This is a genomic window from Curvibacter sp. GW821-FHT09D12 (assembly GCF_059416245.1).
Genome location: NZ_JBWKOU010000023.1, coordinates 42,635 through 60,139, shown reverse-complemented (window position 1 = coordinate 60,139; position 17,505 = coordinate 42,635). Strand labels below are relative to the sequence as shown.

Genomic DNA, 17,505 nt, shown 5'->3' with positions numbered 1-17,505 from the left:
GGGAGGCAGAGATGACAGAAGTCAGAAACACCTCATGGCCTGATACAAGGGCCTACCCTGAGAGCCAATTGCCGGATGGTGTGCGCCCCTTGGGCCGTCCACGGCCCATCGGACGTGCCACTGAACTGGCGTTTCTGCGTTGGGAGAAACGCAACCTAGAAGCGACCGAACGCTTCTGGCGCGACTTTGGCATGGCCATATCGAGCAGCTCGAAGACGGACGTCATCGCGCGGGGGGCCGGATCCAGTCCCTGCATTGCAATCGCTACCCAAGGGGGGCGAGACCGCTTCCTGGGTCCCGCGTTCAAGATGTCAGAGGACACCGACCTTGGGCACTATGTGAAGGCTCTCGACGGGACCTGGCTGCCTTCACATGCCATCCCTGGTGGCGGTCGGGGGGTCGAACTCAGAGATCCATCAGGGCGCAGCGTGTGGCTGCTTCAAGGTCAGCAGGGTGTCAACGCCTTGCCGGTGCGCCCCCCCCTCGTCTTCGAGATGAACACTTCACAGCATGTGGCGCGGGTCAATCGGACAATCCGTGTGCCGGTCGATCCTGCGCAGGTCGTGCGACTTGGCCATTTGGCCCTCCAGACGGTGGACTTCGCGACGATGTTGGAGTGGTACCAGCGGGTGCTGGGCATCATTGCCACCGATGTCCAGTACCTGGCGGACGGAAGCCCTTCGCTGGCCTTCTGCCGCCTCAACCTTGGCGACCAGCCCGCCGATCACCATACCGTGGTCATCGTCGGAGGCATCGAGGAGAAGTACGAGCACAGCGCCTACGAAGTCATCGACCTGGATGCCTTGGGTCAAGGTCAACAGGTGCTGCGTGCAAAGGGACACAAGCACATGTGGGGCATCGGACGCCACGTGCTTGGCAGCCAGTTGTTCGATTACTGGTTCGATCCCGATGGATTCGAATATGAGCACTACACCGATGGCGACCTGTTCACAGCTGAATTCGAAACGGGCTATTCACCGCTGAGCTTCGGAAGCATCTGGGCCTGGGGCCAGGATGCACCGACGTCCATGAAGCCGCGGAAGAACCTTCGCACCCTCTTTCGCGTCATCGGCTTGCTGCGTCGGAAAGCCATCACGACTCAAAGACTGAAGTTGCTCGGACAGGCGCTCGACGCCCCAGCGCGTCCCTGGTCCTGAACTCACTCCATCCATCATAAAAAGGCTTCGCCACATGCCGCGCACGCTCCTGCACTACACGACCAACGACACCCCCGAATGGGGCATTCTTTTTGACGACATGATCGCCCCGCTCGCGTTGGACGAGGGTGATCTGAGCACAGGCCAACTGCTGACCCGGCACTGGGACAGGATCTGGTCGATGGACCCCAGCGCCGCCAGCCTGGCACGCGATCGGGTGCGCCTGCTGTCGCCGGTGACCCCCCATCAGCAATTCCTCTGCCAGGGCGTCAACTACCGCAGCCATGTCCAAGAGTCGGGTCTCGATCTGTCGAATTTTCCGTTCAACACCCTGTTCACCAAGGCGCCGTCCTGCATCACGGCAGCAGATGCTCCGGTGGTTCGACCAGCCCATGTCCGACTGCTGGACTACGAGATCGAGCTGGGCCTGGTGTTGCGACGTGATCTGCGCGAGGGTGACGTGGTCCATCCCGAGCGCCTGGGTGATTGGCTGGGCGGAATCACCATCGTGAACGACCTGTCGGCCCGCGATGTTCAATTGCCACAGGGGCAGTTCTACAAAGGCAAGAGCTATCGGGGGTTCGGCCCGGTGGGCCCGGGCCTGGTGCTTCTGACGCCTGGGGAATGGCTGCGTTGGCCTGAGTTGCACATGCGCCTGCAGGTCAATGGTCAACCGCGTCAGGACGCCTATTGCCGCGACATGATCCATGCCCCGGCCCAGACACTGAATGAGTTCACGTCTTTGCACAACGTGCAGGCTGGGGACCTCATTGCAACGGGTACCCCTGCGGGCTGCGCCGCGCGCGCACCCGGAAAGCTGGCGATGTTCGTACTCAGGCACCTGGTCAGCGAATCCACCAAGTGGAAGCTGTTCATCAAAAAGGGGATGGCCAATCCGGCGTATCTGCAGCCCGGCGACCGCCTCAGCCTGACCATTCGCACCGACGACGGCGCAATCGATCTGGGCGAGCAGACCACCGTCATCACCGACTGACACCCGGGCCAAGGAGAGTCTCATGAATACATACTCGCCATCGAAAGATGCGGCGTCGTCCCATGCAGGAAATGATGGCATCGAGGCCGATATTGTGGTCGTCGGATTCGGGCCAGTGGGCGCGTCTCTGGCGGCCATGCTCGGGCGCTACGGCTTGCGCGTGCTGGTGCTCGACAAGTCCACCGAGATATTCCCCAAGCCGCGCGCCATTGCGCTCGATAACGAAGCGTTGCGCATCCTGCAACTGGTGGGGGTGCGTGACGGTGAGTTCGAAACGGTCGCCATCCCCGAGGTGAAGTACCACTCGCCCATGTTTGGCCAGTTCGGCCGACTGAGCACCGCCGGCATCGTGGATGGCCACCCCATGCTGGTCACGTTCTATCAGCCCGAGCTGGAACGCCTGCTGCGCCAGAAGGTCGCCTCTCTTCCCAATGTGGAGGTGCGGCTGGGCGTGGAGTTGGAAGGCCTCGTGGACGATGGGCAACGGGTTCATGCCCGGATCAAGACCGCTCAGGGGCGGGTGGCGCAGATCCGTGCGCGGTATCTGGTCGGCTGCGATGGTGCCAACTCTCTCGTGCGTCGTCTGCTGGGCCTGGAGTTCGAGGGCCAGACCTTCACGCAGGACTGGCTGATCGTGGATGCCCTGAACGTCCCCAACCCGATCGATCACATCGAATTCATCTGTGATCCGCGCCGCCCCACGCCGCACATGGTGGCGCCCGGAGGGCGTCAGCGTTGGGAGTTCATGCTGCATCCCGGCGAAGATGCGGCCAGGATGGAAAGTCCGGAGTCGGTGCGTCGCCTGCTTGCCTCCTGGTGTGATGTGGACCAGATCCACATCGAGCGCACCGCGGTCTATCGCTTCCATGCGCGCGAAGCAAAGTCGTTTTCCAAGGGCCGCTGCTTTCTCGCAGGTGACGCGGCACACATCACGCCGCCGTTCGCAGGCCAGGGACTGGTTGCAGGGCTGCGCGACGTGGCCAATCTGGCCTGGAAGCTGGCCTGGGTGGTGCGTGGCCGGGCCGGTGCCCAGATCCTGGACAGCTACAACGCAGAGCGTCGCCCACACGCGATGAAGATCATCAAGCTGGCCCTGTTCCTGGGTTCCCTGGTCATGCCCAGCAACCGCTGGGTGGCTTTCGCCCTGCACGGGCTGATCCGAACCATCCGCACCTTGCCTGCCGGTCGACGGCTGTTTGATGATCTGAAGATCAAACCAGAGAACACTTTTGAAAAGGGCCTGTTCTTCCGCAACCCCCACAAGGAATGGCTGCGCGCAGGGGCCAGCATGCCGCAATGCTGGGTGCGCGCCCCAGGGGGTCAACCCATGTTGAGTGATGAGGCCCTGGGATTGAATTGGGCGCTCATCGGTGTGGGGGTCGATCCCGGCGCCAGACTGAACTCCGAGCAGGCAGCTCGCTGGAAGGCGGTCGGTGGGCGGGTCTGGCAATGGTGCCAGCGATCGCAGGGCTTGCACCTCGCTCCGGAGGCGCAACGACTGGAAGCATTGGACGAGGGCCTTGTTCCACGCAAGGCACCCTTGGGCTGGGTCTTTCTCGTGCGTCCGGACCGGTGTGTGATGGCCGAAGGTCACGAAACACAGGTCCATGAATTGCTTGAAAAGGCGCTCGCGCTCATCGAGCCCGCCGGCGCCGCGCGGCCCGATCGGCTCGATCACTCTGTATCAGACACAAGGATTGCAACACATGCGTCGTGAACTGCGATGTCTCGCTCCATCGGAGCAACCTCGATTTGAGGTCAGGAACCAGCCTATCGCGCCCCCGAAAGGGCAACAGGTCCTGGTCAGAATCGAAGCCACCTCGGTCAACCCGATCGATGCCAAACGCGCCGCGGGCTATGGCCAACGACTGCTCGCCCTCAAAGGTGCGGGGAGCTTTCCGCTGACCTTGGGAAACGACCTGTCCGGCAGGGTTGAGGCGGTCGGGCCCGGGGTCGTCAATTTCAAGCCCGGTCAACGCGTGTTTGGCATGTTGCCGACGGGTAGGCTTGGTGGTGCGCATGCCTCCCATGCCCTGCTACCGGAGTCGCTTTTGCGCCTTGCGCCCGAGGGCATTGAGTCGTCGGAGTTGGCGGTATTGCCGTATTCATTCACCACCCTGTGGCTCGCGGTTCAATCCACCAGACTGCAGCGGGAGAATGCAAGAGGCAAGCGTGTCCTGGTGCATGGCGCAGCAGGTGCCCTGGGCCGACTTGCGTTGCAGCTGCTGTCGAACTGGGGCTGCCACATCGCTGCGGTTTGCGATCGGGGCAGAGCAGAGGACTGTCGGGCATTGGGCGCCCACGACGTGGTCGAGCGCGACGTCAATGTCATCCGCACTCTGCCCAACGATTTTGATGTGGTGTTGAACTTCGCCAATTGGGATGACGAACTGGCTTTGGCCTCCCGATTGGCGCCCGACGCGCTCGGCCATGCCACAACAGTCCATCCTTTGCTGGGCCACTTCGACCGGTTGGGCTGGATCAGAGGCGCCATGGCCAGTCGTCGCGACAAGGCGTTGGTGAGCGCGGCAGTCCGAGCCCGCGCCCCCACCGGCCAGTACCACTGGACCATTTTCAAGCCGGATCCTGGCGCTCTGGATGAGTTGGCAGCAGGCCTGAATGAGCGGCGCTACGGGCTGCCCGTCGGCTTGACAGTCCCTTTTGAGCAGGCTCATGCGGCGTTTCAGCATGTCTCCGCCGGACAGTTTGGCCGCGCGGTACTGCAGCCCTGAAATCAGCCTCATCTTGAATTGCAATTGAACAGAACTTTCCCCATGAACGCATTGACCAGTCTGTCGTCCGCTCCAGGCACGGATCGCACACCTTCATCTCTGCCGGCCAGCACTTACGAGATGATTGGAGAGACCGCAAGATCCCACCCGAACGCAAAAGCGTTGTCCTTCTTTCTTCAAGTCCAGGATCACGAGCGCCCCTGTACCTGGGACTACGCAACGCTCTTTGCAAAGATCACTGCGACCGCCAATCTCTTTCACCAGTTGGGCATCCACAAGAACGATGTCGTGGCTTTTGTCCTGCCCAATCTGCCAGAGACCCACTTGGCGATCTGGGGTGCTCAGGCTGCGGGCATCGCTTTCGCGATCAACCCATTGCTGGAACCGGCCTCCATGGCTGAATTGCTGCGTGCTGGCGACGCAAAAGTGCTTGTCACGCTGGCGCCGCAGGAGGGGGCCGACCTCTGGAGCAGGCTCGGATCGGTCATCGACGAGGTACCGACCCTCCAACATCTGGTGCTGGTCGGTCTCAACCACTACCGCGCCGACCCGGCCACTCTCGATGTCGAGCATGCTGCTGACACGGCCCGTGTCGACACCCGCCGGATCTCGGTGCATGATTTCAACGAAGGCATCAAAGAGCAATGCCAGACCCACCTGGTGAGTGGGCGTCAGATCCAGCCTGAGGACCTGTCGTCTTTCTTCTGCACGGGTGGGACCACAGGAGCTCCCAAGATCGCCATGCGCACCCACCGCAATGAGGTGGCTAACGCCTGGAGCGCGGGGCAAATGTTTGCCGAGGGCATCGAGGTCGGGAAGACGCTGTTTTGCGGCCTGCCCTTGTTCCACGTGAATGCAGTGCTGGTCACCGGGCTGTTGCCGTTCTCCCGAGGCGCTCACGTGATCCTGGGGACTCCCGGGGGGTACCGAGGCGAGGGTGTGATTCAGCACTTCTGGGATCTGGTGCAACATCACCGCATCAATTTTTTCAGCGGCGTCCCCACCATTTACGCTGCATTAATGCAATTCCCGTGGCAGGGGCGCGACCTGAGTTCACTCGAGTACGGCCTGTGCGGTGCAGCACCAATGCCGGCAGCGCTGATGCGCAGTTTCGAGGAAAGCACCGGCCTCAAGATACTAGAGGGCTATGGCTTGACCGAGGGCACCTGCGTCAGCACCGTCAACCCGCCCCAAGGTGAGCGTCGCACAGCTTCCATCGGCCTTTCTCTGCCACTGCAAGCCATGAAGGCCGTCGTAGTGAACGAGCAGGGGGCTTATGTCCGGGATTGCGAGGCGGACGAGGTCGGGTTGCTGGTGATCCGAGGCCCCAATGTATTCAAGGGGTACAAGATGGCCGAGCACAATGTCGGACTGTGGCTGGAGGCTGGAGAAGGTGAGCCTTGGCTGAACACCGGCGACCTGGGTCGCCAGGATTCAGATGGCTATTTCTATCTGACCGGCCGCAAGAAAGAGCTGATCATCCGAGGCGGGCACAATATTGACCCGGCAAGCATCGAAGAGCCACTGCACCGTCACCCCGCGGTACAACTTGCCGCCGCTGTGGGGCGGCCTGATCGGCATTCCGGGGAGCTGCCGATCGCTTATGTCCAGCTCAAGCCGGGCGCGTCCGCCACGGAGGAAGACTTGATTGCCTATGCCAATGCGCACATCGGCGAACGCGCCGCAGTGCCCAAATCCATCCGACTGGTCACGAGCATGCCACTCACCGGGGTCGGGAAGATTTTCAAACCTGAACTCAGGCTGCGAGAAGTATCGGATGTGACCCGCACGGCATTGAACGAGGCCGGTGTTCCGGTCTCCAGGATGGACGTCTTCAACGATCCGAAAGTGGGCACGCGCGTCGTTGTATGGGTGGAGAGCGCCGCTGTGGACACCGCAAAAGAGGTCCTCGGGCAATTTCCGTTTCGTTTCGAGGTGTCGCGGGAACATTGATCCGCGGTCGGAAACTCCATGCGATCGCCTGTCGACAACCTAAGCCCGACAAAGCTTGAATGCTGCCTGCAGCAAAGGTGACGGGTCTCCTTCATAGAGACGGGTCAGTTGCCGCAGGCGATCCAGGTCACCCAACGGAAGGGCCAGGTTCAAAGCAAGGGTCTGTGCTTGAATTTCGTGGAACACAGCCCCCTGCTCTTTCGCATGTGTGATCGCCATTTGCAGCGACTGGCTGGCACCAACCAATTGGTCGCCGGCATATTCCATTTGGGCCTTGAGCGTCAACAGGGCGGGCAGCATCAAGGTTTCGCCAAGGTCACCCATCAGCGTCACACCCTCGTCGACGGCGGCCTGGGCATCACTTTGTGCACCGGCCTTCAGGCATGCGAGTGCGTGGTGGTAGTGGTAGGAGCAAAGCCCCATGAGAACGCCAAACCTGCGCACCGCCTGGGCCGCCTCGCGCATCTCTGCCAGCCCCGCTTCGCAGCATCCGCGTTCGACCAAGGCCTGGCCGTGCAACCATGCATGCCCACCCCCCCTCTCCGGCAAGGAATACTCCCGAGTGATCTGGAAAATGCTCTCGGTCAGTGCGTAGACAGTGTCATATTCCCCGGCCTGTGCATGCAGGATCGCCGCTCCGTAGAGAGCCGTGACCTCACTCAAGGGATGATGTTGGGATTGGGCCAGGCGGATGGCCTCTCGCATCAGCTCTCGCGCTTTCCGGGGTTCTCCGCAGATCCAATCGACAAGCGCCAAGGCCAGTGAGGCCTCCACCCCGGGATCCTGGACAAAGGAAGTCGTCGGCGGCTGAGCTCCCAAAGAACCATAGACGGCCAAAGCCTGCTCCAGGCAATGACGCGCCTGTTTCAATTGGCCGGTGACCATCAGAACCAGGCCCTCGGCATTGAGAGCTGCCAGGCGCAGTTCGGCGCTTCTCTGGCGCTGTGATTCCTCAAGCATTTCATGAGCAAGACCCAGGGCCTGCTTGAATTCAGCCTTCGAATAATGAATCCACCAGCACCCCTGCAGGGCTCGTTGCCAAGCCGGCGTGCCATGGGGGCCGAGGGCACGGGCAGCGCTGAACGCCTGTACGACTTCGATGTCCGTGATCTCACGTTGGCGCGTCAGGGCAACCCCCTCGAGCACATGCAGCTCCAACCTCAACCCCGAGTCAGTGATCTCATCTGACCATTGCAGCGCATGGCGCGCAGCATGGACAGCATCCTGAGGGGCCCCTCTGGCCAGCGCTCTTGTGGCCACCACCGCGAGCTGCGCTGCGGCTTCAGCCCGCAGGTCTCCTCTTTCCAGGTGCAGGGCCAGCTCTGCCGCCAGCTCGGTCTGACCAGGCTTCTGCGTTGACGTCAGGGCACGGGCCCAATCCCGATGCCACTGGATTCGCTGAAGCATTGAAATCTGCTCGTACAACGAATTTCGATACACAGAATGGGCAAAGTGGAAGCTTGCCGCCAGTCGCCCATCACTCAACTTTCTGGGCTCACCGCTGCTCACCCAGGGCAGGTGTTTGACCAGGGTGGTCAACTGGCTTTCCACGACAGAGGCCGGTACTTGCAGCACGTCCGCCAGAAGAGAGTGCGCAAAATCAATCCCGCCAACACTTGCTGCATCCAGGATGCGGCGTTGTTCGTGTGTCAACCGCCGCAATTGACCATCGATCATGGCCGCGATCGTCTCCGGGACGGTCAGCTTCTCTCTCGGCAGTTGCCAGCCTTGTTCCGAATAGGCGAGTTGGCCCGATGCACTCAGCTCATCGATCACAGCCGCCACAAATAGGGGCAGCCCCATCGTATGTTGATGAAGCTGTTGAACAAACCATTCAGGTGCAGGCGCGCCCAGTTTCGCAGCGAGGTAAGCCGCAATATCGAACTCTGAGAGATATTCCAGATTGAACTCGGAAGACAGACTGCGCTGCCTCAAGGTGTGACGCAGCCCCGCCAATGGGTGGTCCAGCACGATGAGATCCGTTGCCCGAAATGTGCCCACGATGGTCAACGCCGCCCTGGGGCGGCGCATCGCCATGTAACCCAGCAGTTGCACGGTGGCATGATCGCACCAGTGCAGATCCTCCAGAACCAACAGAATGGGTTGGGTTTGCGTGACACGGTCCATGAACTCGCCGAACTCGCGCAGCATCCCTTCCTGGGTGGCATTGCCACGCAGGCTCATCAGGTCTGGCGTATCTCCTTCACTCACAAACCAGGGCAACTGCTGCATCCAATGGGGTGCAACGCGGCGCATCATTTCAACCCAGGTCTGACCATTCTGCCCCTGGCAAAGTCCATTGAGGGCTTCCAGCACAGGCATGTAGGGCTCCGCACCACCGTAGTGCTCGATGCATTGGCCATAAGCCACTGGAAGGCTGGTGCGGGCCATGAGGTGCTCGACCAGGGTGCTTTTCCCGATGCCCGCCTCACCCGCGATGAAGACCACCGGACGATGCTCCGACGTCGGGCCGCCAAGAGTCCGCAAGACCTGAGACAGTACCTGCTCGCGTCCGACCCACGCCAGGCCCGTGGCGTCTGAGTCCGGTGGTGAATGCGATGTGGGTGGGCTCAGCAGCCTGCCCGCCGTGTTGCCCAGAGGAGCAATGAATCGGTACCCTTTGCGGGCGACGGTCTGGATATAGATGGCTTCCCGCGCGTCGTCGTTCAGCGCTGAACGCAGCTGACTGATGATGTTTTTGAGAGCTGCCTCGTTGACGTGCCGGTGACCCCAGACCGCATCGAGCAGGTTGTCCTTGCTCACGAGTTGCCCTGGGTGGCGAATCAACTCGCACAGCACGGCGAAAGCCCGCGGGGCCAGCCCGACGGGTGCGCCAGAACATTCAATCCGAGCTTCGGCCTCGTCGATCAGAAAGTTACCAAAATGAACTCGAATGTGTGGTCTTACATCCATCTTACAAAATATAGCACGTCGAAATCGGTACCCAATCGAGACAGTATCAAGACGACTTGAGCTGCCAGTCTGGCGAGACTCCAGACATGGCTTTCAACCTACTTCCCATCTATCCGGCAAGCGGTGCTTATGTCGTTCGTTTGCACCGAGACTCACCCTCGGACGCTGCGCACTTGCTTGGACGCGTCGAACACCTTGAAAGTGGCGAGTTCGCAGTGTTCAGCGACAGCGCCGAGCTCCTGACCTGGCTCTCCAGGCGCGGCCAAGACAAGGGCGAAACGGAACGCCCACGCGGTTTAACAGAGGAGTGAGATGACATTGCGCAACAAATCTCCTCACCCACAAACGCCTGCCGGACCGGCTGCTGCATCTGCCATGCCGTGACCAGAGGCGACTTCCCACAGCGTCGCCTTCTTCCACGCACTGCCCCACTCGGGACTCTCATCACTGAGCCGGTCAGAGCGCCATTCCCACACCCAACTGATAGGAGCGTCCCATGAGGACCTATTGGACATTCGTGCCTTTGATTGCGGCCATGTCTCTCTGCGCTTGCGAACGCCAAGTCGAATCGCCCCATGAAGAAATCCGGCCCGTCCAGACTCTGATGGCAGGCCGGGCCAGCGGCACGGCGGGGGCATCGTACTCGGGCAGCATCGTGGCCCGGTATGAAAGTCAGCTCGCCTTCCGAACGCCGGGCAAAGTGATTGCGCGCCTCGTCGAGGTGGGAAGTGCTGTCAAGCGAGGCCAGGCCTTGATGCGGCTGAGCCCCGAACAGGAAGCGCTCAATCTTTCGGCAAGCGAGGCCGAGGTCGACGCCGCGCAGACGCGTCTGGCGCAGGCCCGGATCGATCTCCAGCGAACGGGTCAACTGTTGGCCAAACAGTTCGCCTCGCAAGCAGAGATGGATCAGCAACGTCTGTTGGTGGAGCAGTATGAAGCGCAATGGCGTGCTGCACACGCTCGGCGCAACGCTGCGGCCAATCAACAGGGCTACACCGTCCTCACGGCAGACCGCGATGGCGTGGTGACCGCCATCCTTGCCGAAGCCGGGCAGGTTGTGGCTGCAGGCCAGCCAGTCATTGCCTTGGCGGCAGACGGTGAGCGGGAGGTGTCGATCAGCGTGCCGGAATCGCGGGTCGAGGAGTTGCGCAGCGCGACGTCTCTGGAAATTTCGTTGTGGGCACTTCCTGGCAAGACTTGGCAGGGCACTCTGCGTGAGTTGGCACCGGCCACCGACAGTATCACCAGAACCTATGCGGCACGGGTGTCCATTCGGCAACCGGATGCCGAACTGATGCGCATGGGCATGACCGCCAGCGTTGTATTGCGCAATGTCGACGGCGCAACGAGCATCCGTCTCCCTTTGACAGCGATCGTGGATCAGAAGGGTGGGCGCTATGTGTGGGTCGTGGACCCCAAAACCTCCAAGGTCCGGCAGCAAGCTGTGGAGCTTGGCAGCGCAGAGAACGATTCGGTCGCCGTGGTTTCCGGATTGAAAGGCGGCGAGACGGTGGTCACGGCGGGTGTCCATCGATTGTTGGCTGAGCAGCGTGTGAACGTGCCTGTGCTCAAGCCTTCCACGGAGGTCGGCAAATGAAGGACTTCAATATTTCCGAGTGGGCGCTCAAGCATTCGCAGATGATTGCTTTTCTGCTCATGCTTCTGACGGTCGCCGGCACGTTTGCCTATGGTCGATTGGGGCAGAAAGAAGACCCAGACTTCACGGTCAAGACCATGGTGGTGCAGGCCTTCTGGCCGGGCAGTTCCTCTCAGCAGATGGCCGACCAGGTTGCTGACCGCATCGAGAAGAAACTGCAGGAAGTCGCCGAGATCGATGCATCGGTCACCTACGTTCGGCCTGGCGAAACCCTCGTCAAGATCAACCTCCGGGAGGCCACGGCCCCACGGGATGTTCCTGATGTCTGGTATCAGGTTCGAAAGAAGATCGGCGACGTCAAATCTCTGCTCCCGCCTGGGGTTCAAGGGCCGTTCTTCAACGATGAGTTTGGCGACACTTTCGGCAACTTGTATGCGATCACCGGTGACGGCTTCAGCAATGCTCAATTACGTCAATTCGCCGACGCCGCACGCAATGAATTCCTGCGTGTCGATGACGTCAACAAAGTGGATGTGGTCGGCAAACAGGACGAAAAAATCTATGTCGAAACCTCCAATGCCAAGCTGGCCTCGCTGGGAATCGATCCCGGATTGATTGCCGCCACGTTGGCCAAGACCAATGGCGTCGCCTCGGCCGGTACGGTCCAGACCCGCAGTGAGCAGGTTCGCCTGACCGTCAGCGGCGAATTCGACTCTCTTGAGGGGATCCGGAACCTGGGGATACATGCCGGAAGCCGGACCTTCCGTTTGGGTGACATCGCTGACGTTCATCGGGGCTTCGTCGATCCCGCGCAGATCAAGATGCGATTCAATGGCGAGGAAGCGATCGGCTTGGCGGTCAGCATGCGCAAGGGCGGTGACGTGATTCGCCTGGGTGAACACCTTGACCGCACCGTGAAGACGGTGCAGTCACAGTTGCCCGTGGGCGTCGAAGTCCATTCGGTCAGCGATCAGCCGCGAGTGGTTCAGGAGTCGGTGCACGAGTTCAAGAAGAGTCTGGCGGAGGCCGTGATCATTGTGCTGGCCGTGAGCTTCTTTTCATTGGGCCTGCGCACAGGGCTGGTGGTGGCGCTGTGCATCCCGCTGGTGTTGGCATTGACCTTCCTCGTCATGTACGTGTTGGGCATCGAGCTGCAACGCATCTCATTGGGGGCCCTGATCATTGCCTTGGGATTGCTGGTTGACGACGCCATCATCGCGGTAGAAATGATGGCCTTGAAACTGGAGCAGGGTTGGGACAAGTTCCGGGCGGCGACCTATGCTTACACCGCAACCGCCTTCCCCATGCTCACGGGGACCCTGATCACGGCCGCTGGCTTCTTACCGGTGGGATTTGCCAAATCGGGCACAGGTGAGTACGTCTACTCGCTGTTCCAGGTCGTGGGCATTTCGTTGATCCTGTCCTGGCTGGTGGCGGTGTTGTTCACCCCGTACATCGGTTTCAAGCTGTTGAAGGAAGAAAAGCACGCCTCCCATGACGAGGATGCGGTCTACCAGCGCGGCTTCTACGTCCGCTTCCGCCAATTCATGGATTTCAGCCTTCGGCACCGTCTGATCGTGGTGTTGATCACTCTGGCGGCTTTCGCCAGCTCGCTGGCCTTGTTCAAATGGGTTCCACAACAATTTTTCCCGGCCTCGGATCGGCCTGAATTGATCGTGGACCTCTGGATGCCCCAGGCCTCCACCTTCGAATCCAGCGCGCGCGAGGTTCAGCGGCTGGAATCTGAGCTGAAGAGCGATGCCGATATCGAAGCCGTGACCAGCTATGTCGGCAATGGCAGCCCCCGCTTCTACCTGCCCCTGGATGTGCAGACCCCGAATCTGAACTTGGGCGAATTGATGATCATGACCCGCGGAGGGGAAGCTCGCGAACGGGTGCTGAACAAGGTCCAGGGCATTCTGGACCACCACATGCCCAATGTCCGTGGCCGGGTCAACCGGCTGGAGAACGGTCCTCCGGTTGGTTATCCAGTCCAGTTCCGTGTGTTCGGGCCCGATCTGGCGCAGGTGCAGGCCGTAGGCACCAAGGTGGCTGCGATCGTGCGAGGCAATCCACACGTCCGCAATGTCAACCAGGACTGGGGTGAGCGCATCAAGCGCGTGCGGGTCGAAGTTGACCAGGACAAGGCGCGTGCCCTGGGCTTGACCTCGCGTGAAATCGAGCAATCGCTGGAGACCTCGATGACCGGCTCTGCTATCACGCAGTACCGCGAGGCTGATCAGAGCATTGATGTGGTGACCCGCCTGGTCGAGCAGGAGCGTACCGACCTCAACAACCTGAAGGACACCAAGATCTACCTTCGTGACGGCAAGTTCGTGCCGTTGTCCCAGGTGGCCCGGATCTCGCTGGACAGCGAAGACAGCCAGATCTGGCGTCGCAACCGTGTGCCGACACTGACCGTGCGTGCCGATATTGCTGGAGCCGAAGCGCCGGATGTCACACGTGCCCTGTTGCCTGAAATCGAGGCGCTGTCGAAGGACCTTCCCCTGGGGTACGGGATCGATGTGGGCGGCGCCTACGAATCCAGTGAGAAGGCCCAGGCGTCGATCCTGACCGTGATCCCCGTGACGCTGATCGTGGTGCTGGTGCTGCTCATGGTCCAGTTGCAGGACATGAAGAAGATGGCGTTGGTCTTGATGACGGCCCCGCTGGGTCTGATCGGTGTCAGCGTGATCATGGCTTCGTTCCAGATCCCATTCGGTTTCGTGGCGATGCTGGGAGTGATCGCCCTGGCCGGCATGATCATCCGGAACTCCGTGATCCTGGTGGTGCAGATTGACCAGGACCTGGCCCACGGGGTGCCATTGTGGAACGCCATCGTCGAGTCTGCGGTCCGACGTCTGCGACCCATCGTACTGACCGCATTGGCCGCCATTCTCGCCATGGTGCCATTGACCAGGTCTGTGTTCTGGGGGCCGATGGCCTGGGCCATCATGGGCGGTCTGGCTGTCGCGACATTGTTGACGCTGGTTTTCCTGCCCTCCCTCTACGCCATGCTGTACCGCGCCCAACGTCCCCCAATCGAGGCCGCTACGGGCCTGAAGGGTTGAAGCCATGAACCTGAAGAAAATTGCCACACATATGGCAGCCGTTGCCGTGTTGTCCATGGGCCCATTGAGCGCGCACGCGCTGGACCTGCTCGGTGCCTACGAGGCCGCGTTCAATCATGATCCGGTGCAAAAGGCAGCGATGCAGTCATTGCGTGCCGGGCGCGAAAAAGCCGTGCAAGGGGATGCCCTGCTGCGGCCCAGTGTGTCCTTTCAGGCCGGTGCCAACTATGTTGATGACCACATGTCCACAGGCGCACCGGCAGCCTACGCCAGTCTGTTGCCGGGGCACGGCACCGGCTTGGTGCATCAGTCTGCGCTGCAATTGAGCCAGCCCCTCTACGACCAGGGTGCGCGTGCGGGTAGAGTGCAACTGCATCTGCAATCCGAAGTGGCGCAGATCGAGTTCGAGCAGGCCTCGCAAAACCTCATCCAACGGGTTGCCGAGAGGTACCTGGATGTGTTGAAGGCTGAAGAAAACCTGCGTGTTGTTCTTGCCACCAAATCAGCGTTGGAAATGCAACGCGATCGGGCACAGGCCCGATTTGATGTGGGCCGTGGAAAGGTGACAGATCTGCACGAATCCCAGGCCCGGTATGACCAGGTTCTGACCCAGGAAGTCAGTGCGCGCAGCGTGCTGGAACTGCGCCGTGCCAGTTTGTGCGAGCTCACCGGTCTGCCGGCCGACGGCTTGCAATTGCAGGAGCTGAGCGCTGAGCGGGTGCCTTCCGCCCCCGAACCCGACAGGCTGGCGGACTGGCAGCAACGAGGCGAGAAACAGAACAGCCAGATACGGGTGCGGTATGCGCAACGGGCTGCAGCGGCCGCCGAGGTCGAGAAGTACCGCCTGGCCAACCGACCGACGCTCAACCTGGTGGCCAGCTACAACAACCGTGCCCAGAGCGGCGGCCTGTCGCCTCTGGTGTCGGCCCGAAGCGATCGGAATGCAACGATAGGCGTCCAGTTCACGGCGCCCCTTTATGCGGGGGGGGGGCTGGATTCGAAAGAGCGGGAGGCCCTGGCCAAACAGGATGAGGCGGACGACTTGCTGGAAGCAGCCAAGAGCCAGGTTCGCCTGCAGATTCAAAGCGCATTTCTGGAGGTCAAGACGGGCGTTGCCCGGGTCGCATCGCTCGGGCAATCACTGACCTCCGCCCGGTCCGCTTTGGCGGCCACCACCCTGGGGCGCGATGTGGGAACGCGCACCGAACTCGATGTGCTGGACGCCCAGCAAAGAGCGTTCTCGGCCGAGTTTGAATACTCGCAAGCCCGCCTGGACTACCTGCTGGGGCAGATCCGCCTGGCCGCGGCGACCGGCGAGTTGAGCGCTGACCATCTGCGGATCACCAACAGTTGGTTGCGTCAGCCATGAAACTGCGACCCACCGGATGGCGCGACCCATCGTCGCCACCCAGCATCGTGCGCCGGTTTTGCAGCATTGCGCTGAAAGGCCTGCTGTGGGTCTGCGCCGTGTCTCTTTTAGGCGCTTGTTCCACGAATCGACCCTGGGTCAATCAACCGCTTTCGGTGCCGGAGACCGGATCGGCTCTGCCCTCCTCAGAGGCCTCAGCTCCGGAGGCCGAGCCGCCGTTCTCCCCTCCCATCATCGGCGCCGTCGCCTTTTCGGGCGGAGGCGCACGGGCCGCAGCGTTCGGTCTGGGCGTCCTTCAGGAGTTGAAAGCCACCGAATTTGACTGGCAGGGGCAATCGACCACCTTGCTGGAGCACATGGATCTGGTCAGCGGTGTCTCCGGGGGGAGTGTGTTGGCGGCTTACTATGCAGCCTTCGGTGACGAGGTTTTTACCCACTTTGAACGAGATTTCCTGCTGGTGAATTTCCAGTCCAGCCTCATCAGGGATGCACTTTCGCCGGCAACGCTCTATCGGCTCAGTTCGCCCTGGTATGGCCGCAGCAATGCCTTGGCAGAGCGCCTCGACACCGTGTATCGCGGCAAGACGTTCGGCGATCTTTCCAAGCAAGCCGGTCATCCACGGCTGCTGATCACCGCAGCAGACCTGACGACCGGGGCCCCTTTTGAGTTCACGTCGGAGCAGTTTGGTCTCATATGCTCTGATCTGGACAGTGTGCCCCTCGCCTACGCTGTGGCGGCCTCGTCCTCCGTTCCTCTGTTGCTCAGCCCGGTCACCATCCATAACTTCGCCGGCAAGTGTCCCAGTCGGCCGCTGCCCTACGACGCTGCCTTGATTGATACCAACCTGTCGGCACGTTTTCTGCACATGATCGCGAAGAGTTACAGGAATGCCGAAGAGCGGCCCTATATCCACTTGGTTGACGGCGGGGTTGTGGACAACCTCGGTGTCCGCGGCCTGCTGGATCGGGCTTCTGCCAACGGCTCCTTGAACCGAGCCTTCCAGGGTGTTGCCCCCCGATCGGTTCACGAGGTCGTATTGATCAGCGTCAATTCCGAACGGGACACTGCCGAGCGCATTGACCATTCCGACAAGGTCCCCACCGGAGGACAGGTTCTGGATTCCCTGGTCTTCGGTGCGGGTTCGAGGCAGACCACTGAGACCACCGCGATGGTCAATGACGCCGCCAAGCGGATGGCGGATGAACTCCGTGAGGAGCGCTTGCGGCCCGGCAGCCCTTTTGCGGAAGACGCAGAGATCCACGTGATCAATGTGAGCCTGCGAGACCTCCAGAATCCCGAAATCAAAGGTCGGCTCCTGAACGTGCCCACGGCATTGACGGTTCTGCCAATTCAGGTCAAGGAACTGCAGACGGCGGGTCGGGAAGTCCTGCGCGAATCACCCGGCTTTCAGCGCCTGCTGCGGAGTCTGAGGTCGCCCCGGAAAGCGTCAGATGGCAAGGCATCCGAGGGCTCCTGAAACTGTGGGTGGGCGACTAAATTCGCCCGACCTAGTAAGGCCAGGGCCGATACCGCTCCGGTACCGGAAAGAGACGACTTGGCGAGAGGCCCGTTGAATACTGGCCTCCTTGGCAGAGAGCCCCGGATGACGGTCCTGACAGGCAACCGCCCCCCATCCAGGCTCACTGCATTTTCAGGCTCGTGGGCTTGCACAGCCACCCAGTTCGAGCCTGCACCCTGCAAAACACCGTGGCGAAGGA

Annotated in this window: 10 protein-coding genes; 9 read left to right on the top strand and 1 reads right to left on the bottom strand. The window is 61.2% G+C overall.

The window, feature by feature from the left end; all coding sequences use genetic code 11:
• Positions 1-11: 11 nt before the first annotated feature.
• Genes AC07PT_RS25275 through AC07PT_RS25255 form a run of 5 tightly spaced genes read left to right on the top strand, consistent with a single transcriptional unit; the run spans position 12 to position 6,836 of the window.
• Positions 12-1,157 carry a VOC family protein gene (locus tag AC07PT_RS25275; protein WP_494658536.1) on the top strand — a complete coding sequence of 382 codons (1,146 nt, stop codon included), beginning with the start codon at positions 12-14 and terminating at the stop codon, positions 1,155-1,157.
• Between the two features lie 34 nt (positions 1,158-1,191).
• Positions 1,192-2,151, top strand: a complete 960-nt coding sequence (locus AC07PT_RS25270; protein ID WP_494658535.1) for a fumarylacetoacetate hydrolase family protein — start codon at positions 1,192-1,194, stop codon at positions 2,149-2,151.
• Between the two features lie 22 nt (positions 2,152-2,173).
• Positions 2,174-3,868: a bifunctional 3-(3-hydroxy-phenyl)propionate/3-hydroxycinnamic acid hydroxylase MhpA gene (gene mhpA, locus AC07PT_RS25265; protein WP_494658534.1), complete on the top strand. Its 1,695-nt coding sequence runs from the start codon at positions 2,174-2,176 to the stop codon at positions 3,866-3,868.
• The gene (locus tag AC07PT_RS25260; RefSeq protein WP_494658533.1) at positions 3,858-4,883 is read left to right on the top strand and encodes an alcohol dehydrogenase catalytic domain-containing protein; all 1,026 of its coding nucleotides are present in this window, start codon (positions 3,858-3,860) and stop codon (positions 4,881-4,883) included. The genes mhpA and AC07PT_RS25260 overlap by 11 nt, the downstream gene beginning before the upstream one ends.
• A 42-nt stretch (positions 4,884-4,925) precedes the next feature.
• A complete protein-coding gene (locus AC07PT_RS25255) occupies positions 4,926-6,836 on the top strand; it encodes an acyl-CoA synthetase (protein WP_494658532.1) in 1,911 nt (636 codons plus the stop codon).
• A 39-nt stretch (positions 6,837-6,875) separates the two neighbouring features.
• Here AC07PT_RS25255 and AC07PT_RS25250 read toward each other — a convergent pair whose 3' ends face one another.
• The gene (locus AC07PT_RS25250) at positions 6,876-9,749 is read right to left on the bottom strand and encodes an ATP-binding protein (protein ID WP_494658531.1); all 2,874 of its coding nucleotides are present in this window, start codon (positions 9,747-9,749) and stop codon (positions 6,876-6,878) included.
• A 496-nt stretch (positions 9,750-10,245) separates the two neighbouring features.
• Here AC07PT_RS25250 and AC07PT_RS25245 point away from each other — a divergent pair, with 496 nt between their 5' ends.
• Genes AC07PT_RS25245 through AC07PT_RS25230 form a run of 4 tightly spaced genes read left to right on the top strand, consistent with a single transcriptional unit; the run spans position 10,246 to position 17,264 of the window.
• The gene (locus AC07PT_RS25245) at positions 10,246-11,346 is read left to right on the top strand and encodes an efflux RND transporter periplasmic adaptor subunit (RefSeq protein WP_494658530.1); all 1,101 of its coding nucleotides are present in this window, start codon (positions 10,246-10,248) and stop codon (positions 11,344-11,346) included.
• Positions 11,343-14,417 (top strand): efflux RND transporter permease subunit, encoded by a 3,075-nt coding sequence (locus tag AC07PT_RS25240; protein WP_494658529.1) that lies wholly within the window; start codon positions 11,343-11,345, stop codon positions 14,415-14,417. Before AC07PT_RS25245 ends, AC07PT_RS25240 begins: the two co-directional genes overlap by 4 nt.
• Positions 14,418-14,448: 31 nt before the next feature.
• Positions 14,449-15,786 carry a TolC family outer membrane protein gene (locus tag AC07PT_RS25235; protein ID WP_494658528.1) on the top strand — a complete coding sequence of 446 codons (1,338 nt, stop codon included), beginning with the start codon at positions 14,449-14,451 and terminating at the stop codon, positions 15,784-15,786.
• Positions 15,783-17,264, top strand: a complete 1,482-nt coding sequence (locus AC07PT_RS25230) for a patatin-like phospholipase family protein (RefSeq protein ID WP_494658527.1) — start codon at positions 15,783-15,785, stop codon at positions 17,262-17,264. The genes AC07PT_RS25235 and AC07PT_RS25230 overlap by 4 nt, the downstream gene beginning before the upstream one ends.
• Positions 17,265-17,505 lie beyond the last annotated feature (241 nt).

Coding starts and splice junctions, on each gene's coding strand:
- AC07PT_RS25250 (WP_494658531.1), bottom strand. CDS start 9,749: ATGGATGTAAGACCACACATTCGAGTTCATTTTGGTAACTTTCTGATC.
- AC07PT_RS25260 (WP_494658533.1), top strand. CDS start 3,858: ATGCGTCGTGAACTGCGATGTCTCGCTCCATCGGAGCAACCTCGATTT.
- AC07PT_RS25275 (WP_494658536.1), top strand. CDS start 12: ATGACAGAAGTCAGAAACACCTCATGGCCTGATACAAGGGCCTACCCT.
- AC07PT_RS25240 (WP_494658529.1), top strand. CDS start 11,343: ATGAAGGACTTCAATATTTCCGAGTGGGCGCTCAAGCATTCGCAGATG.
- AC07PT_RS25230 (WP_494658527.1), top strand. CDS start 15,783: ATGAAACTGCGACCCACCGGATGGCGCGACCCATCGTCGCCACCCAGC.
- AC07PT_RS25235 (WP_494658528.1), top strand. CDS start 14,449: ATGGCAGCCGTTGCCGTGTTGTCCATGGGCCCATTGAGCGCGCACGCG.
- AC07PT_RS25270 (WP_494658535.1), top strand. CDS start 1,192: ATGCCGCGCACGCTCCTGCACTACACGACCAACGACACCCCCGAATGG.
- AC07PT_RS25255 (WP_494658532.1), top strand. CDS start 4,926: ATGAACGCATTGACCAGTCTGTCGTCCGCTCCAGGCACGGATCGCACA.
- AC07PT_RS25245 (WP_494658530.1), top strand. CDS start 10,246: ATGAGGACCTATTGGACATTCGTGCCTTTGATTGCGGCCATGTCTCTC.
- mhpA (WP_494658534.1), top strand. CDS start 2,174: ATGAATACATACTCGCCATCGAAAGATGCGGCGTCGTCCCATGCAGGA.